The organism is Pedobacter soli (assembly GCF_900101435.1).
In the GTDB taxonomy this organism is placed as follows: Bacteria; Bacteroidota; Bacteroidia; order Sphingobacteriales; family Sphingobacteriaceae; genus Pedobacter; species Pedobacter soli.
Map to the genome: position 1 here is coordinate 145366 of NZ_FMZH01000004.1, position 21932 is coordinate 167297.

The window sequence follows — 21932 nt, forward strand, 5'->3', positions numbered from 1 at the left end:
TAGGCTATCGACCATGGACTATTGACCAATAAACCAATGACCAATGAACTACTTTAACGTAACATCCAGATAAACTGAGTGCCTGCCATAGGTATCATAAAATGGTTTAAAGTTAACGCCATCAATAGTGAAATTCAGTGTTGCAGGATCTCCTTTTATGGATTTACTGATGTCGGCAGCATCAAGTGTAACTTTGCGCCAGTCTTTTCTGGCTTCAGGCTCCTGGGCTGCAAGCAACACCGGGCCGTAAAATAAGCTGGCAACGTTCTGCTGGTCCATTACCGGATCGAGGTGAAAGGTGAATGGCATTTTCAATTCAATCACATCGCCATCTTTCCAGCTTCGGCTTAAAGTGAGGTAAGTGCCTGGTTTGGCATCAACTTTTTGTGCTATGCCGTTTATTCTAACAAAAAAGCCTTTGTTAGCCCAACCCGGTACCCGCACATTCACATCGAATTTACCACTGCCCTGGATCGTTAAGCGACTATTGTCAGCCTTGGGGAAATCCGTAGTTTGCGTTATTTTTATTTTGCGGGTAGTCCAGTCTAAAACAGAAGGGATAAACAGGTTTACATAGAGTGCTTTATCGTCCTTAGCTTTAAAATAAATAGAATTCTGGAGCTTGGTGCTGCTTTCCAGCGCAGTGCCGTTACAGCAGGTAAAACCAGTCATGTCGGCGTTGCCAAATTGTTTTACCGATCCCGGCCTTAAGGGAATATGATAGGTATTGGCCGGACTATTTTCGGCTACAGATGCCAGTATATCATTGTATAAAGCACGCTCATAATAATCCATAAACTCGGCGCGCTGATCGAAAAGAAAAAGATCTCCGGTTAGTTTTAGCATGTTATAGGTGGCACAGGTTTCGTTTTGCCCACCTTCCGAGAATCCATTTTCATATAGGGTACCCGGTTGGGCCACAAAACATTCGGCATTTGCCGGATTCCGTGCACCGGCAACCCCGCCGATGCTGTACATATAATCGCTAATCATTTTGTGCCAGAAATTATCAGCAATATTGTAGTATTCGGGATTTTTAGAAGCCCGATACATTTCGATGCTGCCCACAATTTGCGGAATATGTTGATTGGCATGTAAACCACGGAAAATATCAACGTTTTTAGCCAGACCATGAATATGCGTGGTATCGCCAAAAAATACCTTAACATTATCAAATAGTTGGGCAGTTTTAAGGTATTCGGCTTTTCCGGTAATCTGGTACAAATGCGCCATCGATTCGTTCATGCCCCCATATTCGCCGGCAATGTAGGTGTTCCACATTTTAATGAGCGTTTCTTGTGGCAGCTTGCTCAGGCGGGCATTTACCCAGTCGCCCATTTTGGTAGCAATTTCGAGTGCTTTTTTATTACCTGTTACCTGGTAAATGTCTATCAAGCCAGCCAAAATTTTGTGTAAAGTGTAGTAAGGTGCCCAAACCTGGTTTTTCTGACCACCATATTTCGCGCCTTGCTCCAGCATAATAAACTGATCGGGTGGGTAAGCGCTGATAAATCCTTTGCCCCAGTTCCAGTAATCTGTTCTTATTCCCGCTCCGCTCAGGTCAGAATCAAAGGCAGTCTTGCCCGGTCCTACGGGCACAGCAGCAGGATCAGCTACATATTGGCCGCTCTCTTTTTGAGGTTTGCCTGATAACTGCGATAAATCGTAAAGGGTATTAACCATATAATCGATTTTTTTGGCGAAGTTGGAATGAAGTGCCGCATCGTATCCTGTACCCGCATAGGCCTGTGCAATGGCCGAAAGGTAATGGCCGGTTGCATGGCCCCTTAATTTGGTATCTTCACTATCCCAAACGCCAAGTGGCTTTGCACCTTCAGGCTGTTTTTGGCCAAAAGCATGCCTGAACATATACAGAAACGAATTGGGGTCGGTTTTTGCCAGTGTTTCAATAAATTTATCGCGGTTTTTGGTAAAACTGGTGCCCTTTCCTTCGATATTGGTTTTTAAGGTAACCTGATCTAAACCAAAAGCCTCGAGTTTAGAACTTGGTAAAGTCGCTTTACCTGCTTCTTTCACCGTAACAGCAGCATTTGCTTTGAGGTTTGTTCCCGGTACCAGCCCGGTAATCGTATATTGACCAGTCTTCAAAACAGTGCTGTTGTCGGTAGGAGCTGGCCATATCACCCGTACTTTTGGCCCGGTTTTTCCATCGCGGTAAGTACCATCAATGTAGGCCGGTAAACGGGGTAAATTACCAACAGTTGTAACCACAGCTACATCGGCAACTTTGGTTAAATATGCGTTGTAGAGTTGCGGTGTAGCTGCCGAAAATTTTTGAAGGTTATCTTCTTTTTTCGCCGTGGTGTTTACAGTACTTTCATTACCGCTTTTAAGGGCATTACGGTAAATGTAACCAACTTGTCTGAAGCTCAGCGGAACACGGTAAATCCTGAAATCGTGTATCAGGGCATTCAGGTAAGGATCAGTTGGTAGTAGCGATTTACCAATGTAAAGTAGGTTTTTATCTTTCTGTGTCTGTGCGAATACTGTCGTTAAATCGAGTGGAATATCTTTTGTTTCGCTGGCGATTTTGCCATTAAGGTAGGTAGTGATTGATTTGGAAGGAATATCAACCACGATGGCCAGGTTTACCCATTGGTTAAGCGGCACGGATTGGGTAGCTACTGCGTTTTTTATTCCTTTGGCTGTGGAAACAGCTGCCTGAAAACCATCCTGCGCATTGCTGCCTGCCGGTGATGCCGAAAAATGTTTGTTTGCATCTTGTCCAAAATCAAAGAAACGTTGCCCGCGCTGGTTCGATCGTAAATAAACCCAGCCGGTAATGCTGATCGATTCCATATCTGTGAGCACATCTGCCGGCAGTGCAATAAATGAATTTCCTTCACCTGTGAGCGATAAAACCTGCCCGAATTGATTATCATTTACAAATTTGGCCCCATTGCCAAAAAGTTTGGCATGCAGGTTATTGCGCGACCAGTCTTTTGCATCGCCGTTAAATTTGTAACGTGCACTCATGGCTGTTTCGCCAACACCATCCAATATCTGATCGCCATTTTGGGCCTTAACACTGGTAATAGTGGTTAAAAGGCCGATACATAAAACCGAACGGAGCAGTTGCTGATATATTTTCGTCATAATAATTAAAGGATGGTGGATTAAACAATCTTACTTCAGCATTGCCGCAGGTTTTGATTGCCTGTAAATTGATGATAAAATTAAAAACAAGCCCGGTGTTTTTATACTTCTTTTTTAGCTAATGGCTACAGGATATTAACAAATGTTTGAGTTAAGACGTTTTTTACCTTCGGGAACTTGTTATTTGTTTGAACCCATGCAAAATAAGGTGAAAATACGCCCCATGCGGCTGCAACCTTTCTCTTTCTTTTTGCTGATATTCGTGCTTGTAAGCTTTCAGTTAAAGTGTAATTCAAACCATTACTGCTAAATTATCATGATCGAATCTAATATTAAAACTCCCGGTGTTTACATTAACGAGCAAAATGCTTTTCCGAACAGTGTAGTTCAGGTGGCTACAGCTGTTCCGGCATTTATAGGCTATACACCACAGGCCATGTACGAAGGTAAATCGTATACCAATGTAGCCACTAAAATTACCAGTTTTGCCGATTTTATGGCTATTTTTGGCTACCCCGATCCGGCCCTTCCGGCCAGTCCGGCGGTACAATACCATCCACAATATTATCTTGTTAAGCAAAATACTAAGCCAATAAATCAGGATTATATTACGGCTAACGGTGCTTATTATTCCGTTTTACCCGATCCCAATACCATTTATTATCTGTATAACAGCATCATGCTGTTTTATCAGAATGGAGGTGGCGATGCTTACATAGTTTCAGTGGGTACGTACGGCCAACCATCAGGGCAACCTGTTGCTGTTGGGCAGCCATTGGTAAACCCAAATGTATCGTTAACCGATTTACAAAATGGTGTTGCCCTTTTACGTAATGAGCAGGAACCTACCATGTACATTTGTCCCGAAGCTACTTTGTTATCGGTACCTGAAAATGCTACGCTGATGCAAAGTATGCTGGCACAGAGCGAAGTAATGCAAACTGCAATCAGTATTTTCGATGTGATTGGCGGTCGCAATCCCGATCCTTTAAACTATACTGTCGATATCGAAACATTCAGGGCAGGTACGGGGCAGCAGGGTTTAAGTTATGGGGTGGCTTATTATCCTTTTATAGGTACCACAATTATGCAAAATGCCGATATTAACTATACCAACCTTTTCGGTGGCGATATTAAACAACTGGCGCCTATACTCAATCCACCAGAAAATCCTGATCCTGTTTCTGCTGCAATCTTACAGCAGATAGAAAACCAGGGTACGGCACCGTTAACCATAGTGCAATACAACAATGCTTTATTAAATGCCAGTAAACTTTATACGGGTATTATTAATCAGGTATTGAAGCAGGCTAATGTACTCCCTCCAAGTGGTGGCATGGCCGGTGTAATCACCACTGTTGATAACCAGGAAGGGGTATGGCAATCTCCTGCGAATACTTCAATTGTAGGGGTGGTAAATTTGCCTATCCGTTTATCGGATACCCAGCAGGCTTCGCTTAATGTAGATGCTGTTTCGGGTAAATCTATCAATGCTATCCGTTTCTTTAATGGTATAGGTATTTTGGTTTGGGGCGCACGCACGCTGGATGGGAATAGTCAGGATTGGCGTTATATCGCAGTAAGAAGAACGATGATTATGATCGAACAATCATGCAAGTTGGCTACGCAAGCTTATGTTTTTTCGCCAAACGATAAAAATACCTGGGAAGCAGTAAAGGCTACAATTGGCAGTTTCTTAACCTCACTATGGAAACAGGGAGGACTGCAGGGGGCGAGTGCTGCAGATGCTTTTTCGGTAGATTGCGGATTGGGAACTACCATGACAGGCGATGATATTTTGAACGGGTTTATGAATGTTGTTATAAAAGTAGCTGTAGTACGGCCGGCAGAATTTATCGTACTCACTTTTCAACAACAAATGCAGAAAAGTTAATTTATTAAAGTTAAAATATATAATTATGGCAAATGATGGAAGCACAGAGGGTGCAACATGGCCGCTACCTAAATTCAGGTTTGAGGTAGATTTGGGTTCAGCATTACAGCGAATTTCGTTTCAGGAAGTATCAGGCCTGGACGTGGAAAATCAGCTTATCGAATACCGCAAAAACAACAATCCGATTTTTTCTGCTGAAAAAATGCCGGGATTAACTAAACATGGCAATGTAACCATGAAGAAAGGCATTTTTGTTAACGACAATACTTTTTGGGATTGGTATTCGGCGATTAAAATGAATACGGTTAAAAGATGTACGGTATTAATTAAATTGCTTGATGAAACAGGTAATGTTACCATGCAGTGGCAGTTAAGCAATGCCTTCCCAACCAAAGTAAGCGGCAGTGATCTCAAATCTGAAGGCAATGAAGTTGCTGTTGAGTCACTCGAAATCGCGTTTGAACAATTGACCATTACAAATGGTTAATTATTGTTTGGCAGATCAACATCTGTTTGATCTGCCAAACTGTTTATTTCGCAAGGCTTGTACCCGTTAGTCTGATTTTATAAGGCCATTGCTCATCATTTTCGTCTTTGCCATCTGTAATGTGCTCCCAATGCGTACTTGGTGCGCCACTTACCACCAGCCATAAATAGGTTGTTCCCGCCGGTACATTAAATTTAACCGAACTTTCATGGTCGGTATGAATTTTTCCATAAACAGGTTTCCCGTCTTTTTGTACTGCCACAAAACTGTATCTCCAGCCTGCATCATTCAGGTTTATATTTCTAAAACCATCGGCACCAGCTATCCCTTTAAAATCGAGTTTAATGGTACTTGCTTTTTGTGGAACCTTTAATTGTATGCCGTTATAGCCATAATTTTGCGGACAGTTAGTCGACTTTATCTGGTACCAGCCACTGGCCAATGAATCTAAAACAGTAAAATGTTTGTTGGCGTAAGATTTACCCGCTTTTTTCGCCTGGTCTAAATCCCAGGTTATAAATCTGGCTGCAGCCTCGTGCATTTCATCATTAAATTTAGTTTGGCTGGTATTGGTAATCCGTTTGTAGGCCATCACCGCATCTTCGCCTTTTAGTGCCTGCTGCCATAACTTACCAATAAATTTAACACCATGTTTATTGGCCCAATATTCGAGCACATAAGGCGAGTGGTACTGATTGGTTTCATGTAGAAATGCATAATGCGTCTTTTTTAAATAGGATTCCAGGTGGTAGTTTTCAAAAGTCATCCATTCGGGGTAAACATGCCAAAGCATAAACTGTGAGGTCATTTCGAAAATGGGCTGGCCACGACTGCCTTTTGGAGATGAGGTAAAAGCCCACGATCCATCAGCATTAACCAGGTATTGGAAACAATGGCCAATCTCGTGTGCGAGGGCACCAAAAGGTGCTTTGCTAATGCGCGTAATGGGTGTCCAGGCGATGCCGATTTTATGTTCTTCACCACCACCAAAGGCCGTACCTTCTTTACCTTTAAATACAAAAATTAAAAGCTTGTAGCGGTCTGTTACCGATTTGCCTTTGTTTACAAAAGCCAGGCTATCCACATAGAAATTATAGAAACGATCGCATTCTTTTAAAATGTCGTTCATATTTAAACGAAGTGCAGGATCGGGGTTTTGTGATAGATCGGGGCCAAATGCTTTAGACCAGAAAATAGCGAGGTTATCCGATTCTACCATTCTTTGGTAACTATATTCGCTCTCTGCATTGTCGAAATCATTTCCTTCCGGTACCATCCAAACTTTAGCAGGAATGTAGCGTTGTTTAGCTGTCTGACTGTAGGTGCTGTTACAGAAAAATATGCTTAGCAGTAAACAGAAACTTAACAAAAAATGAGCGGAAAGCGTATTGTTTTTTATGGGACACATGGTGAAAGATTTAGTTTTACTGTGGGTTAAAACCAGAGCAGTTAATTGTTGATTAGTATGCTAAAATAGCTGATTTACCTAAGCCACAATTGGTGTTTTTTTGCAGGTGATAGCAGGATTTTAACAAGAACTACAGCCTGGTTTGTTCGATGTGTAACTGGGTATGGCTTCGCAGTTAAAATTAAGGTACATCAGGTTAATATTTATGAACGTTACGGGTATGTTTAAAATCTATCTTTGATCATCATCCAATCATTTAGTTAAATGTAAAATGAAGAAGAAATACCTGCCTTTTTTAAATATTGTATTTTTAATAGCACTTGTCATTGCGCTGGTAAAAGGCTGGCAAAAAACGCAGGCGCAGGAAAGGGCACCTCATGCAGTTAATACCAAATTAAATCCGTTGTTGCCTGGTTATTTTGCCGATCCAACCATTAAAAAGTTTGGCGATACCTATTATATCTATTCTACTACCGATAATATTATGCTGGCCTCGGGCGCGCCAACAGTATGGTATAGCAAAGATTTTGAGAATTGGTACAATTATACCATGGATGTGCCTTCTTTTACTACAATCCCATTGGTTAACTTTTGGGCGCCTGATATTGTTGAGCAAAATGGCCGCTATTATCTTTATTTCGGTAATTGCGAAATGGGCTGTAATATTTACGGTTACGTATCAGATACACCCATTGGCCCCTGGAAAAAACTCAACGAAAATGATAAACCTGTCATAGCGCATAACTATCCCAGACAAGGTTTTCCTTCATTGGATGCCCAGTTTTTTACCGATACCGATGGTAAAATTTATGGCTATTGGGGCACATGGGTACATTACAATGGTGGCTATGCCGTAGGCGAGCTGGATGCGCAAAGCATGAAAGATATGAAGGGGCCGAAAAATATCCCTTTAGCGCAAACACCCGGACCTTTTGAGGCCGCTTACATGATGAAAAAGGGAAACAAGTACATTTTGATGTATTCTGGTGCTTCCTGCCACGATGAAACCTATAATGTGCGCTATGCTTATGCCAATACACCTTATGGCCCCTTTACTCCGGGAGCAAATAATCCGGTTCTGAGTACCAATGCCGATAAAAGTGTACATGGACCGGGGCACCACTCCGTATTACAGGATGGCGAAGATTATTACATCGTTTACCACAAACACGATTACCCGATGACACGTGGCGGGCTTTCGAGGCAGGTATGTATCGATAAAATGGTTTTTGAAAATGACTCGACCATTAAAACCGTCGACCCCAAAAATACCGGCTATATCAATCCTTCCAAACAAAAGGTACCGGTTAACCTGGCATTAAATAAACCTGCTACTGCATCATCAGCTTATCATTTGGTGGGGCAAAATACTGATTATACCTATCAGGCAGCACTGGCAACCGATAATAACAATGCCACCCTCTGGAAGGCTGCAAGTAACCGGTTTCCACAGGATTTAACTATCGACCTTGGCGAAGCAAAGCAGGTGAAAAGGGTATTTACACAGTTTGAATTCCCTACATTTTATTATCAATACATTTTGCGGTACTCCATTGATGGTAAAACATGGAAGGTGTTTTCAGATCGGTCGGCTAACCGCACACCTGGCAGCCCGATGATTGATGATCATGATGCAAAAGCACGCTATATTAAATTAACCGTAACAGGTACCGAAAAACAGGGCTTGTATGCCGCCGTTTGGAATATAAAAGTTTACGATTCACTTTTTGATATTCCGCTTGCTGTAAAAAGTAAAAGCTCGGTAAATGGCCCGGCAATAAGCAGTAAAAACGCAATGCTTCTCCATCTTGATGTGGCAAAAGTTTCTTCAAATAAAGCTGTTACTACCCTGCAAAATACAGGCACTTTGGGTGGCGTTTTTAAAAGTGTTGGCGAGGTTCCGCTTCAAACTGATGAGCTGGGAGTAAAGGCGCTAAAATTTGGTAAGGGCTTCCTAACCTCCGATCAACCGGTTCCGCAACAGCTGGCCTGGAATGGTTCGTACACCGTGGCAACCTGGGTTAAAAATCCTGAAGTAGATAAAGCTGGCGAATGTTTAATGTCGTGGTGCAACAGAAATGCTGTTCGCTTAGCCAACTCCTACAATGCCATGTATTACAACAGCGCAGGTTATGGTGCAGCTGGCCACCTCGACTATCATTTTGATATGAAATTTAACAAACTACCTAAAGCCAACCAATGGCACTACCTGGTACTCACTTTTGATGGGATGGTAGAAAAAATTTATGTTGATGGCGTGTTGGATAACCAGCAAAATATGACATTAAGCTCGGCAATTAAGCAAGCTAAATTTATCATCGGTGCTTCAGATGAAGGCGAGAATTACAGCGGGTTTATGGCCTCCTTAAAAATGTACGATTATGCGTTAGGTGCAGCTGAGATTAAAAAACAGTGGCAACAAAGTAACCCTTTAAATAGAAAATAAAACCGGCTTAACCCGTCATAACCGCTTCATTCGAAGCAATAGATTGAACATCAGTGGCAAACAAACCATCAGTACCGAGGGCAATATCAAATTCAACTATACTGCCCGTCTGAATTGAGTGGTGGGTATAGTTCAGCGGAAAAGAAATATCTTGCTGATTCTCGTCTTCGATAAAACCCTTTCCCAACAGTATATCGATGTGTGTAACAATACCTTTTCTCATGGCTCGTTTAATGGTGTGTATGATATGAATAATAAATTAATTTGCATCCGGATAATCAATTCTGATTCCGAATTTGTGAATATAACAAGTTTGTTACGTAAAATCAATACTTACCCAGTACTTTAAATTTCCTTCACTATTTTTTCATTTTATGGGCTGAAACAGCGTGTATGCTGAACCTGATTTTTTATTGCAGATTTTGTCAATCACTGATCGGGTGGTAATCGCAGAAAAAAAATATCACTATATTGTGATTTATTATTTCTTTGTTTTATTTTCGCGGCAAGTAGCATTTATTTTAATATAGAACTCCTCTGAAACAATAATTAATAGTTGCTTTCAGTAGGATAGTAGAATAAATCCCTTCTCAAGGTTTCAAATTATAAAGTCTGCTTTCGTTAAATTCATACCCTAAAATGCCTTTGCTTAAAAATATCCTCCTGATCAACCTGTTGGTATACTTTTTCTTCTCATCTGTAGGTTTTTCACAACACAAAACCAATGTGGTGCTTATTGGTGTCTATCATTTTAATAACCCGGGTTTTGATGAAGGAAAAATGAAAGACCGGAATATTTTGAGCGATGAAAACCAGCAGGGATTAAGCCGGATTACAGATAAACTGATTAAAAAGTACCATCCGGATAAAGTTTTTGTGGAATATGATGCAGCCAAAAACAATATGCTTAATGGCATGTACGCGCTTTATCAAAAGGGAAAACCATTTTATCGTGCTGATACGTTGAATGCTTTTTACAAACGATTTTATAGTGAAAACGAGACTTTTCAGCTGGGGTTTAGGTTGGCGAATAAAGCAGGTAATGATCGCATTTATGCCATGGATTATGATGAGGTGCCTATCCGTTTTGATTTAATCAAAGCTAAGTTACAGGAGAAAGGTGTTTTTACTTTTGCCGATTATCAACATAAAATTGCTGAGCTCGAAGTATTTATGAATGCTTGCCTGAGTAAGCCGAAGCTGGAAGATGTGTTGCTTGGTCTTAACTCGCCCGAACAATATAAACTGAACAAAGGGCTTTACATTTCTTTTCTGAACAGGGTAAACCCGGCTACTGATTTTTTTGGTTCTGATTTGGTGGCCAATTGGTATAAACGCAACCTGATCATGTATGCCAATATTCAGAACCAGACCGCCGAGCAGGATAAAAATATCGTCATTATTGTAGGCGCTGGTCATGCCGCAATGATGGAAGATTTTATTAAGGCCGATACAAGATTTAATCTGGTGAAGCTTGATGGTGTTTTGTAAATACTACCCGTAAAAAAGGGTGAAAATACGTTGAGCCCTAAGCATACCTTTTTTATTTCTTTTGCTGATATTTGGTTTAATCATTTAATTAAAGCAATCATCCCTTAATAATGCCAGCATCAGCAAATCTTTCAGGTGGCTTAACTAGCTTCAGTGTTAAAGTTTCAGGTAACCTTATTCCCGATAGTTTACGGGTACTTTCCATACAAATAGATAAAAAAGTAAACCACATATCAGTGGCAAAACTTACTATCCTCGATGGCTCGGCAGATCAGGGGACATTTGATGCCAGTTCATCATTCACTTTTGTACCGGGTAACCCAATCACCATCGAAGCAGGTTATGATGGTAAAAATGTTTTAATCTTTTCAGGGATTATTACTGGTCAATCTATTCGTATTGATGATTTTATTGGTTCGGCGCTTGAGGTTGAATGCAGGGATGAAGCCGTAAAAATGACGATTGGCAAAAAGAACAATACTTTCTTACAGCAGAAAGATAGCGATATTATAAATACGCTTATTGGCAATTACAGCGCATTAAAGGCCGATGTAAGCAAAACCAGTTTCGTTTGGCCGAGCCAGGTACAATATAATTTAAGCGATTGGGATTTCATGGTATCACTCGCCGGAATGAACGGGCTTATTGTTACAACATTAAACGGCGTCGTATCGGTTAAAGCTCCTGATTCTAATGCCAATCCGGTAATTACAGTTCGCTATGGCGACGGATTAATGTCATTTAATGCTAATATGGATGCTTTAACCCAGCTAAAAAGTGTATCGGCCAATAGCTGGGATTATAGCATACAAAATATTAATAGCGCCGTAGCAAATGGTCATTATAACGGTCCCGGTAATATTTCATCGGGTAAATTGGCAGAGGTGGCCAGTCCCGACGAATACCAGTTGCAAACTATCACCCGGATGGAAAACGAGGCGCTTAACAATTGGGCAAAAGCAAGGATGTTACAGGCTGATTTTGCTAAGATCAGGGGCGAAGCCAAATTTCAAGGCACTTCTCTAGTCGATCCGGGTAAGTTTATTACCTTAAGTGGTCTTGGCGAGAGGTTTAATGGCGATTACATTATTTCGGGCATTACCCATCATATTGCTGATGGCAACTGGATCACATCGGTTTCAGTAGGACTTTCTCCGGAATGGTTGATCGAAAAACCTGATAGTAGCATCGAATCAGGGATTTTGAGCGCCAGTAGGGGCTTATTTAACGGTACGGTGAAACAAATCTATAATGATCCTGAATCGCAGTACCGCATTCTGGTCGATGTACCTGTTTTTAATCAGCAAGGTCAGGGAATCTGGGCCAGGCTGGCTAATTTTTATGCTACCAGTGGTGCTGGCGCATTTTTTATGCCCGAAGTAGGAGATGAAGTGGTATTGGGTTTTTTAAATGACGATCCACGTAGTCCGGTAATACTCGGTAGCATGTATAGCAGTTCAAAACAAACACCCGCAAAGGGACTTAACCCCGACGAAACAAACGCAATTAAAGCTTTTGTTTCCAAATCCAATATCAGTATCAGGTTTGATGACAAAAACAAGGTATTAACCATTGCCACCCCCGCACAGAATTCCATCGTTTTTAACGATAAAGACAAAGAAATCTCCATTCAGGATGAAAACGGTAACCATATTACCATGTCGGCAAGTGGAATTAGTCTCAAAAGCCCTAAAAATATCAGTATCGAAGCCGATCAGATGGTAACTATAGCAGGTGGTCAAGGTGTATCTGTTAAGGCCAACGGGGGAGATGTGAACATAAGCGGCATGAACATTAAACAACAGGCCGAAATGCAGTTTTCTGCCGGAGGATCGGAGATTACCAAAATAGAAAGCGGAATGGAATTGACACTTAAGAGTGCCATGATCATGATTAACTAATTTAAAAGAACAGCAATATGCCACCAGCAGCAAGATTAACTGATTTTCATGAATGTCCCATGGCCACACCAGGGCCAGTGCCTATACCTCACGTTGGCGGACCCATTGTAGGTCCGGGCGAACCTACCGTACTTATTGGTGGTTTACCCGCCGCCAGGGTAGGTGATACGCTGGTTTGTGTCGGTCCGCCCGATAGTATTATTAAAGGATCTGCAACCGTTATGATTGGCGGCATGCCAGCGGCCAGAATGGGCGATCAAACTGCTCACGGCGGCACAATTGTGTTAGGCGCATTTAATGTAATGATAGGCGGGTAAAACCGCAGTAAATCTGCTTTACATTCTTAAAGCATAGATTTTTATATGCTTCTTAATTTAGGGGCGAAAAACTTCTGCTACTACTGCAGGTTTAGTCGTTTTTACTCCCTATTTGGTTGAAAATATTGTTTTTTGTCTTGATTGCGAAATTATTTTCTTTGAACAAACGTTTGCGTGAAATTATTGTTTGAATTTGATTATTAAATTTTTTTATAATTGTAATAAACCTATTACATCCGGCTAGCTCAACTACAGGCTAACCAGATAATCGTCCCCTTTAATGAGGTTATTGCTATGCGCGATTATAGAAATTTTAACGACGAACAATTGTTATCTTGCTTGAGGGAAGGAAACCATACTGCATTTACCGAAATTTATAACCGGTACTGGAAAAGGATGTTCGAAATAGCTGCGCGTAAAATAAACGATTTAGACGAAGCTGAAGAAATTGTACAGAGCATTTTTGTTTCACTTTGGCAGCGCAAAACCGAATTGCAGGTTACTGGCTCGTTAAATGCTTACCTGGCCGTATGTATCAAATACCGCGTAATTAAACTGCTCGACAAAAAAAGAAACGAACAAAAATACCGAGATAGCCTTGACAGTAGAATGCTGACGGATGCATCAACAGAAGACTGGTTAAGTTTTCTCGAACTCAAAGATAAACTGGCCGAGCTGGTTGCTGTTTTGCCCGATAAATGTCAGCTGGTGTACAAAATGAGCCGCGAACGCGGAATGCCCCAAAAAGAAATTGCCACAACCCTCAATATTGCCGAAAAAACAGTAGAAGCCCATCTCGGAAAGGCGCTTAAGACTTTAAAAGCTGGTCTGAATCATTTTTTAACGACTTTGTTATAAAAAAATAAAATATTTTAATATCCGACTAAGGGATTCATCACACATAGGGTACATGTAAGTATAAACCTATTGAAGATGAACGATCTCGAACACAATGAAAATGATTATAAAGCACTCGCTTCTAAATGGCTCAATGGAACCATTACGCAAGAAGAGGAGATTCGCTTTGCTTCCTGGTACAATCGGGAGGAAAATCAGAAACTCGCTATACCCGAAGAATTTGCCGCAAACGAATCAGTACATCGTAACCGGATGCTGGCTGAAATTAACAAAAGAATCGGCGCAAATAAAAAAATGCAGTTATGGCCGAAATTGGTTGCTGCCGCTTTAATTGGCGCTTTATTTATTTCGGGGCTCTATCTGCTTATCCGCCCGTTTGCAAAGGATGAAGCCGCAATGATCGTGTTAAAGAGGCAGGATATACCCGCCGGAAAAAATAAAGCAATACTTACCTTAGCCAATGGCAAGGTACTTGCACTATCCGATTTAGCTGTTGGAGCACAAAGCCGGCACGACGGTGCCATTATTACCAAAAACAGCGATGGACAGTTACAATATCAGGTAGTAGATGCTGAAAATAATACTACCGAAATCGCTTATAATACCATCAGCACACCAAGGGGAGGTCAGTATCAGGTAAGCCTGCCCGATGGTACAAAAATATGGCTCAATTCGGCCTCATCATTAACATTTCCGACAAGTTTTAAAAAACTCGGCGAACGTAAAGTGGAACTTAACGGCGAAGGCTATTTTGAAGTGGCTAAAGATAAAACCCGCCCGTTTCGCGTAGTTTCTAACCAGCAAACGGTAACGGTTTATGGTACTCATTTTAACATCAACGCCTATGGCGATGAAGATGAAAAGGTAACTACTTTACTTGAGGGTAGTGTAGATGTAAACCATGTGCTGCTCCAACCCAATGAACAATCGGTAATTAAGGGCGGCCAGGTTAAAGTACAGCCAGCCGATGTTGAAACAGTAATGGCCTGGAAAAACGGCTATTTCAGGTTTGAAGAAGAACGTCTGGATGTAATTATGAAAAAGGTATCGAGGTGGTATGATGTAGATGTAGAATTTGACAATCCAGCTTTAAAAGAACTCGAATTTGGCGTGGTAACCAGCCGCTCGGGAAATCTTTCTGGCATACTTAAAATGCTCGAAATGACCCATGAAGTTTATTTTACAATTCGCGACAAAAAGATTACGGTCATGAATTACGCAAAATCCGATCATGCCCGTTAGCATGGACATTTAACGCAATAAAACCAATTAACTATTAAACCAACTAACCAAATGAAGATGAAAAAATACCAGACTTGAAGTGCAGTCTTTAGAAATCCGGGAGCATCTCACTGCTCCCGAAAACGTTCTAATGTCAAAAAACAATTGAGTTAACTATTTCTTAAACGTTTCGCAAAGTGATTAAAGCATCCGACCGCTGTCACTTTGTCGAATAAACAGAACAATCAAATGTATAAAAATTATACTAAAAATTTTTGTATGCCCCCGGGCTACGCCTTTAAATTAAGTTTAGCTATGAAATTAGCAGCGGTGTTGCTCTTCGTAACGATTATGCAGGTTGGTGCAACCGGATTTGCACAGAATATCAATTACCAAAAAAAGAGTGCTTCACTCAAACAGGTGCTTAACGAAATCAATAAGCAAACTGGTTACAGTGTGGTATGGTCGGCAAAAAAAGCCAAAAATTTAATGTTAACTGAGCTCAGCTTTAAAAATGCTAGTTTACAAACTGTGCTCGAAAAATGTCTTGAAGGACAGCCTTTGTCTTATGTTATCGAAAATGGAGTTGTTGTAATCCGTACAAAAGTGCCAGCGGTACAACCCATCATTGAATCGGCCAGGGCATTTATCGATTTAAAGGGACAGGTGGTAGACGAAAATGATGTTCCCTTGCCCGGCGCGAGTATCAGGGTTAAAAACGGCAACAAGCAAACCATTTCAGGGTCAGATGGTAAGTTTGTTTTAGCAGGAGTTGACCGTGGAGCAATACTTTTGGTAAGCTATATAGGTTATCAGGAGAAAGAGGTTAGCGTAACTTCATCTGAGATGACAATCCGTTTAAGTACCAAATCATCCGAACTCAACGATGTAGTGGTAGTAGCTTACGGTAGTCAGTCTAAAACCAGGCTTACCGGTGCCGTTGCGCAGGTAAGTGGCAAAGATTTGCAAAACAGGCCGATTACCAGAATCAGTCAGGCACTTCAGGGCCAGGTAGCCAATCTAAATATCGGCGCAACTACGGCCGGTGGGGCTCCTAATGCTACCCAAAGTTTAAACATTCGTGGTTATACCGGATTGGGAACTTCTGGCGGGCCGCTAATTGTTGTAGATGGTGTTCAGGGGGTTGATATCAACAGCATAAACCCTGATGATATAGAGAATATCAGTGTTTTGAAAGATGCGGCATCTGCTGCAATTTATGGATCCAGCGCGCCTTATGGAGTAATACTCATCAGTACCAAAAAGGGTAACAAATCCTCAGCGCCAACCATTTCCTATAACAATAACCTTTCCATATCAGAGGTAATTAATTTACCTACAATGGTTAATTCGCTTGATTTTGCCACCATTTATAACGAAGCTTTTGCCAATGCACAAAGAGCGGCGTTTTTTGATGGACCAACTATTCAGCGTATTAAAGATTATCAGGCTGGCATACTTACTACCGAAACCATTAAAAACCCCGCGCCGAATACCAACGAATATTTTTCGTGGAATGCCGGAAATGCCAATAACGACTGGTTTAAAATTTATTATAAAGACCATGCTTTTAGCCAGCAGCACAATATGAGTGTAAATGGTGGTTCTAACTCATCAACCTACTTTGTTGGGGCAGGGTATAATGACAGGAACGGTATGTATAATTATGGAGATGACAGTTACAAACGTTATAACCTGCGGGCTAATCTGAGTTCTGATGTAACCAGCTGGCTTACGTTTAATTTACGCACTAGTTTCTCCCGTCAATTGTTTAATTCTCCAAATTTGTACGCCGGCCAGACAGGTGGAGGAGATCAGGCGTATATGCATCAGATTGCCCGTAAATTCCCTACAGTTGCCGTATACAATCCTGATGGCAGGTATTCGGATGAGAGCAACATCCTGCTTCATGAAGAAGGTGGCCGGAACAACCAGATTACCGATCAGGGATTGTTAAGTGGAGAGCTTAACTTTAAACTTGCTAAGGGTTGGACAGCTACTGCTAACTATACTTTTGATGCACAGTATTACGACCAAACTTCACATTTAAAAACTTTATACACCTTTTTGCCCGATGGTTCTCAGAAAACAGTAGGAGGAACTACACCAAACTCTTTCGGCCGTTACAACGAACGCAATCAGCATGAGGTAGTTAACGTATTTTCGAAATATGAGAAGCAGTTTCAGGATCATTATTTTAGCATCCTGGGTGGTTACGTAAGCGATTATGTTGGTTTTCAGTCCTATTCAGCCAGCAATAGCAATCTTTATTCAGATAATATTCCATCACTTTCTACCGCCTACGGTACTACACCATCCATATCTGATTTGGTTCGTAAACTGAGCTCACAGGGTGCTTTCGGAAGAATTAACTACAATTACAAAGAAAAGTATCTCTTAGAACTTAATGCCAGATACGATGGAACTTCGCGCTTTTTGGAAAATGTACGTTGGAAACTTTATCCAGGTGTTTCGGCGGGCTGGAATATTGATAAAGAATCGTTTTTTGAGCCAGTTAAAAAATATGTAAACACCTTAAAGTTCAGGGGGTCTTACGGGCAACTTGGAGATCAGGTATTTTTAGATACCAATTATTATCCGTTTTATCCAAGCTTAGGTACTTCCAGACCAACAGCTACCAGCTGGTTATTTGGAGGTACCCAACAAGCGTCAGTAGCATTACCGGCTTTGGTTAACGATCAGTTAACCTGGATTACCAGCTCTACATTAGATTTTGGTGCCGATGCAACCTTTTTCAATAACCGGTTAAGTGCTTCGTTCGATTGGTATATCAGAAAAGCTACTGATTTTGCCGGTCCTTCGGCTGCATTACCAGCCATTTTGGGTACAACCCCACCTAGTGTAAACAACTCAGCCATTAAAACAAAGGGTTGGGAACTTTCATTGGCCTGGAGAGATAAAATCGGATCTGTTAGTTATGGTTTAAAAGGGGTATTAAGCGATTATACAGCTAAAGTTACCCGTTATCCTAATCCAACAGGGCTTTTAAATACCTGGTACGAAGGATTGGATATGGGCGAAATATGGGGTTACGAAACTGTTGGCCTTTTCCAAAGTGTTGCAGAAATTGCCGGTGCACCTTCACAAAACCTGATTTACAATGGACCCTTAACACCTGGCGATGTTCGCTATGCTGATCTTAACGGCGATGGAATAATTAGTCCCGGAGCTTCTACCGTATCCAATCCCGGCGACCGTAAGGTAATCGGAAATTCAACTCCGAGATACAGTTATGGTGTTACGGCTGATGCCAGCTGGAAAGGTTTTGATGCCATGATTTTTGTACAGGGAGTAGGAAAAAGAGATGTAGCCATTGGCGGCAACTATTTCTGGGGAATTGTAGGAGATGAATGGCAGAGTTCGTTGTTTACCACTCATTTAGACCGGTGGACGCCACAAACACCAGACGGCTATTATCCGAAATATTACATGAGCAGCGAAAACAATAAAAACCAGCAGACCCAAACCAGGTACCTGCAAAATGGTGCGTATTTAAGGATTAAGAACGTACAATTAGGCTATACCCTGAACAAAAGCCTGGTCGAAAAACTGAAACTGGGCCGTGTAAGATTTTACCTCAGTGTAGAAAACCTGGCTACCATTACGAAGTTTACCAAAGCGCTTGATCCTGAACTTTTCTTGTCATCAGGAAAGGTGTACCCAATGCAGAGAAATTACTCTGCAGGATTGAATGTTACTTTTTAACCAACAAAAATATTAAAGGATACAATCATGCAAAACAGAATATATATCACAATCCTTATGCTGGCACTGTTTCTGGCTGCCTGTAAAAAGGATTTTTTAGATAGAACACCAGAAACAAGCATTAGTGAGGCCGAATTCTGGAAAACACAAAACGATTTACAGCTATATGTAAATAACTTTTATACCGCATTTCCCTCAACAATAGGCGCTTTTGGTACAATTGGCCCGTACGGTTTAGATGCTGATGATGGTAGCGACAATATGATTACCATGTCGGTAAACGGCAATATGAACGGCGTGCGTATCATACCAAGCTCAGGTGGCGGATGGGCCTACGGCGATTGGAGTACGCTTAGAAACATCAACTACTTTATGGTAAATTACAATAAAGTGAATGCCAGCTGGGATAATCAAAAAACCTATGTGGGCGAAGCTTTGTTTTTTAGGGCATGGTTCTATTTTAGCAAGTTGCGCCAGTTTGGCGATTTGCCTTGGGTGAATAAACCTCTCGATATTACTTCTGGTGAACTTAAAACACCAAGATTGTCAAGAGCTGTGATTGTCGATTCTATCATGAACGACCTCGATCGTGCAGTACAATATCTGCCTTCAAAGGCATCAGCACAAGCTTCCAGGGTGAATAAACAGGTTGCGCAGTTGTTTCAGGCACGCATAGCACTTTTTGAAGGTACCTGGGAAAAGTACCATGCAGGTACAGCTTTTGGTGTTAACGGTTCCGACGGAACTAAATTTCTGCAAAAAGCGGCAACAGTTTCAGCCGATTTGATTGCCAACCCAGGTGGTTATGCTTTAGTGGCTACCCCCGGTACAGATGGCTATTGGCGCATATTTAATCAGGTTAACTACAGCTCAAACACGGAGGTGATGTTATGGCGGCAGTATGATTTGAATATTAACGGAGGACATTACTGGCATAGGTATACCAATACAGGTGCCGGAAGGGGCTTAACCAAAAACCTGGTTGATTATTACCTCTGTACTGATGGTAAGCCTATTACTGGAAATGCTTTATACCAGAGCGATGCAACCTTATTAAATGTGGTTAAAAACCGCGATCCACGCATGGCGCAAACCATCTACATTAATGATGGCAATCATATTGTAACCAATAACAGGCCTAATGGTGCAGCGCCAAATATTTTTGATGTGCCAACTTTTTCGGCACCGAACGAGCAGAAACCAGCTACCGGTTATCAGGTTTATAAAGGCCATGATCCTGATTATAACCAGCAACAGGACCGCGGAACATCGGGCTATATCATTTTCCGTTTTGCAGAGGCTTTGCTCATTTATGCCGAAGCTAAGGCAGAATTGGGCAACATTACCCAAAACGATCTCGATATTAGCGTAAACAAACTCCGTGCAAGGGTAGGCATGCCCAATATGTTACTCGCAGCTATTACAGCCGATCCAAAATGGGAGTTTCCTGCTTTGAGCCCTGTTATTAATGAAGTAAGGCGCGAGAGGAGGGTAGAACTGGCTTGCGAAGGCTACCGTAAAGACGATATATTCAGATGGGCTGCTGCCGATGAGCTGATTGTGGGCTGGAAACCAAAAGGCGCTAAAATAGCCCAGTGGACCGGTGTGGTAGATTCAAAGTACCTAACTAGTTACCCGGTTGATGAAAATGGCTACATCGAGCTATTTAAAACCAACCTGGCTACAGGATACAAATTCAATTTGCTGCGCGATTACCTTTCGCCAATTCCGACAGATCAGATGGTGCTTAATCCGGATATTAAACAAAACCCGGGCTGGCAATAAACATAGGGACATTCGTTTTACAACGTAATCAGTATGCCCGAAAAACAAAACCTTTATTGGAAAAGGTTGGTTAGTTAGTGTCTCCGGTTTTCCGGAGGCACTTCTTTTTTTGCTTAAATAATTATTTGGATGCTAAAAACATTTCTTTCCAGATTTCCACAATGCTTGCGATTACAAGCTCCATTTCATAGTTTTGAACTATGCAGGAGCTTTCAATGTCGTTACAAATAGATTTGATGGAATTAAAGGCCAGATACAGCTTTATTATGGAAGAGCTCGATGCGCTGTTCGCCGATGCATACCTGTCTAAAATTGGCGCAAAGCAAAAGCTGGCCGATGAAATGCTGCGCGAAATTGAACGCATACTAAGCAAAGCTGAATAACTACTAATCCATTAAATTTATTGCCATGATAAAATATAGCTATACCATTTTATATGTAACCGATGTAGAAAAAGCTATTCTTTTTTATGAAAATGCTTTTGGTTTTCAGCGTAAATTTATCACCCCTGAAGCTGATTATGGCGAATTATTGACCGGCAATACCACATTATCATTTATTACCAAAACATTGGGAAATGCCAACCTGAAAAATGGTTTTTTAGCCAGTAGCTTAAATGAAAAACCGTTTGGAATTGAGTTGGGCTTCGCTACGCCAGATGTAGATACCGTAATCAAACAGGTTGTATCGGCCGGTGGCACAATTTTAGAAGAACCCAAACAAAAGCCATGGGGACAAACCATCGCTTATGTACGCGATTTAGATGGCTTTTTAATCGAGATCTGTACCCCAATGGGGTAATAAATAGAATCGTCATTTCGACTGGAGCCATCCGGTTTTCTCCGGTGGCGAAATGGAGAAATCTTTCTATACAGATTTCTCAACTCCGTTGCACTCCGCTCGAAATGACGATGCCTTTAGGAGTTGCTTCCACATACCTAACCCCGAAAGGATCGACAGTTATCAGTTAAGTTTATGTCATCTTAACTTTAATAAATTCCTGAGTACAAGAATTTCAAAATTTAAATTTGATTGCTTTTTTAGCTAATCACCTTGATTGTAGCACTAAAATCAGTTCGATTTTATCTTGTTTTCAGTAAAACCGCTCCAAAACTTCATGTTTATTGCCATAATAGGTTCTTTTTGCTGTAAAAGTTAATCCTTGCCACTTTAAACCTGAATTTCAACTTCATTTAAACTTCATAAATCTGTATTTATTTCGCTATCGAATTAAATCACTGCGTAACCCTGAATTATTGAACCTGCATCATGCCGTTTAAC

15 protein-coding genes are annotated in these 21932 nt (G+C 41.3%); 12 read left to right on the forward strand and 3 right to left on the reverse strand.

Going from position 1 to position 21932, the window contains the following annotated elements:
* Positions 1 to 48 precede the first annotated feature (48 nt).
* Positions 49 to 3117 carry a beta-L-arabinofuranosidase domain-containing protein gene (locus tag BLR37_RS10245; protein ID WP_090768107.1) on the reverse strand — a complete coding sequence of 1023 codons (3069 nt, stop codon included), beginning with the start codon at positions 3115 to 3117 and terminating at the stop codon, positions 49 to 51.
* A gap of 316 nt (positions 3118 to 3433) precedes the next feature.
* On the opposite strand from BLR37_RS10245, the gene BLR37_RS10250 reads away from it, so the two are divergent.
* Positions 3434 to 5011: a phage tail sheath family protein gene (locus BLR37_RS10250; RefSeq protein WP_167356587.1), complete on the forward strand. Its 1578-nt coding sequence runs from the start codon at positions 3434 to 3436 to the stop codon at positions 5009 to 5011.
* A 25-nt stretch (positions 5012 to 5036) separates the two neighbouring features.
* Positions 5037 to 5498, forward strand: coding sequence for a phage tail protein (locus BLR37_RS10255; RefSeq protein ID WP_090768110.1), 462 nt, complete (start codon positions 5037 to 5039; stop codon positions 5496 to 5498).
* Positions 5499 to 5541: 43 nt separating this feature from the next.
* On the opposite strand, the gene BLR37_RS10260 is transcribed toward BLR37_RS10255, so the two are convergent.
* A complete protein-coding gene (locus BLR37_RS10260; RefSeq protein ID WP_090768113.1) occupies positions 5542 to 6906 on the reverse strand; it encodes a DUF6055 domain-containing protein in 1365 nt (454 codons plus the stop codon).
* A 271-nt stretch (positions 6907 to 7177) separates the two neighbouring features.
* Here BLR37_RS10260 and BLR37_RS10265 point away from each other — a divergent pair, with 271 nt between their 5' ends.
* The gene (locus BLR37_RS10265) at positions 7178 to 9352 is read left to right on the forward strand and encodes a family 43 glycosylhydrolase (protein ID WP_090768116.1); all 2175 of its coding nucleotides are present in this window, start codon (positions 7178 to 7180) and stop codon (positions 9350 to 9352) included.
* 7 nt (positions 9353 to 9359) lie between these two features.
* Here the strand turns inward: BLR37_RS10265 and BLR37_RS10270 are convergent, their stop codons facing one another.
* On the reverse strand, positions 9360 to 9575 hold the full coding sequence (locus tag BLR37_RS10270) for a S1 domain-containing protein (RefSeq protein WP_090768118.1): 216 nt from the start codon (positions 9573 to 9575) through the stop codon (positions 9360 to 9362).
* A gap of 416 nt (positions 9576 to 9991) precedes the next feature.
* Between BLR37_RS10270 and BLR37_RS10275 the strand changes: the two genes are divergently transcribed.
* The 9 genes from BLR37_RS10275 (at position 9992) to BLR37_RS10310 (ending at position 21452) form a co-directional block, all read left to right on the forward strand.
* The gene (locus tag BLR37_RS10275) at positions 9992 to 10843 is read left to right on the forward strand and encodes a DUF5694 domain-containing protein (RefSeq protein ID WP_090768122.1); all 852 of its coding nucleotides are present in this window, start codon (positions 9992 to 9994) and stop codon (positions 10841 to 10843) included.
* 110 nt (positions 10844 to 10953) lie between these two features.
* A complete protein-coding gene (gene vgrG, locus BLR37_RS10280) occupies positions 10954 to 12744 on the forward strand; it encodes a type VI secretion system tip protein VgrG (RefSeq protein ID WP_090768125.1) in 1791 nt (596 codons plus the stop codon).
* Positions 12745 to 12761: 17 nt separating this feature from the next.
* Positions 12762 to 13061: a PAAR domain-containing protein gene (locus tag BLR37_RS10285; RefSeq protein WP_090768128.1), complete on the forward strand. Its 300-nt coding sequence runs from the start codon at positions 12762 to 12764 to the stop codon at positions 13059 to 13061.
* A gap of 294 nt (positions 13062 to 13355) precedes the next feature.
* Positions 13356 to 13919, forward strand: coding sequence for an RNA polymerase sigma-70 factor (locus tag BLR37_RS10290; protein WP_039471095.1), 564 nt, complete (start codon positions 13356 to 13358; stop codon positions 13917 to 13919).
* Positions 13920 to 13994: 75 nt separating this feature from the next.
* Positions 13995 to 15161, forward strand: coding sequence for a FecR family protein (locus BLR37_RS10295; protein ID WP_090768131.1), 1167 nt, complete (start codon positions 13995 to 13997; stop codon positions 15159 to 15161).
* Positions 15162 to 15455: 294 nt separating this feature from the next.
* Positions 15456 to 18866: a TonB-dependent receptor gene (locus BLR37_RS10300; protein WP_167356588.1), complete on the forward strand. Its 3411-nt coding sequence runs from the start codon at positions 15456 to 15458 to the stop codon at positions 18864 to 18866.
* Between the two features lie 27 nt (positions 18867 to 18893).
* The gene (locus BLR37_RS10305) at positions 18894 to 20651 is read left to right on the forward strand and encodes a RagB/SusD family nutrient uptake outer membrane protein (RefSeq protein ID WP_090768137.1); all 1758 of its coding nucleotides are present in this window, start codon (positions 18894 to 18896) and stop codon (positions 20649 to 20651) included.
* Positions 20652 to 20866: 215 nt separating this feature from the next.
* Complete coding sequence (locus BLR37_RS25330; RefSeq protein WP_156131365.1) at positions 20867 to 21034, forward strand: hypothetical protein; 168 nt, start codon at positions 20867 to 20869, stop codon at positions 21032 to 21034.
* 25 nt (positions 21035 to 21059) lie between these two features.
* Positions 21060 to 21452, forward strand: a complete 393-nt coding sequence (locus BLR37_RS10310; protein WP_090768140.1) for a VOC family protein — start codon at positions 21060 to 21062, stop codon at positions 21450 to 21452.
* Positions 21453 to 21932: the final 480 nt, after the last annotated feature.

What these genes read in the sequence shown, in the direction of transcription:
- BLR37_RS10245 (WP_090768107.1), bottom strand. Translation starts at nt 3,117, where the DNA reads ATGACGAAAATATATCAGCAACTGCTCCGTTCGGTTTTATGTATCGGC.
- BLR37_RS10250 (WP_167356587.1), top strand. Translation starts at nt 3,434, where the DNA reads ATGATCGAATCTAATATTAAAACTCCCGGTGTTTACATTAACGAGCAA.
- BLR37_RS10255 (WP_090768110.1), top strand. Translation starts at nt 5,037, where the DNA reads ATGGCAAATGATGGAAGCACAGAGGGTGCAACATGGCCGCTACCTAAA.
- BLR37_RS10260 (WP_090768113.1), bottom strand. Translation starts at nt 6,906, where the DNA reads ATGTGTCCCATAAAAAACAATACGCTTTCCGCTCATTTTTTGTTAAGT.
- BLR37_RS10265 (WP_090768116.1), top strand. Translation starts at nt 7,178, where the DNA reads ATGAAGAAGAAATACCTGCCTTTTTTAAATATTGTATTTTTAATAGCA.
- BLR37_RS10270 (WP_090768118.1), bottom strand. Translation starts at nt 9,575, where the DNA reads ATGAGAAAAGGTATTGTTACACACATCGATATACTGTTGGGAAAGGGT.
- BLR37_RS10275 (WP_090768122.1), top strand. Translation starts at nt 9,992, where the DNA reads ATGCCTTTGCTTAAAAATATCCTCCTGATCAACCTGTTGGTATACTTT.
- vgrG (WP_090768125.1), top strand. Translation starts at nt 10,954, where the DNA reads ATGCCAGCATCAGCAAATCTTTCAGGTGGCTTAACTAGCTTCAGTGTT.
- BLR37_RS10285 (WP_090768128.1), top strand. Translation starts at nt 12,762, where the DNA reads ATGCCACCAGCAGCAAGATTAACTGATTTTCATGAATGTCCCATGGCC.
- BLR37_RS10290 (WP_039471095.1), top strand. Translation starts at nt 13,356, where the DNA reads ATGCGCGATTATAGAAATTTTAACGACGAACAATTGTTATCTTGCTTG.
- BLR37_RS10295 (WP_090768131.1), top strand. Translation starts at nt 13,995, where the DNA reads ATGAACGATCTCGAACACAATGAAAATGATTATAAAGCACTCGCTTCT.
- BLR37_RS10300 (WP_167356588.1), top strand. Translation starts at nt 15,456, where the DNA reads ATGAAATTAGCAGCGGTGTTGCTCTTCGTAACGATTATGCAGGTTGGT.
- BLR37_RS10305 (WP_090768137.1), top strand. Translation starts at nt 18,894, where the DNA reads ATGCAAAACAGAATATATATCACAATCCTTATGCTGGCACTGTTTCTG.
- BLR37_RS25330 (WP_156131365.1), top strand. Translation starts at nt 20,867, where the DNA reads ATGTCGTTACAAATAGATTTGATGGAATTAAAGGCCAGATACAGCTTT.
- BLR37_RS10310 (WP_090768140.1), top strand. Translation starts at nt 21,060, where the DNA reads ATGATAAAATATAGCTATACCATTTTATATGTAACCGATGTAGAAAAA.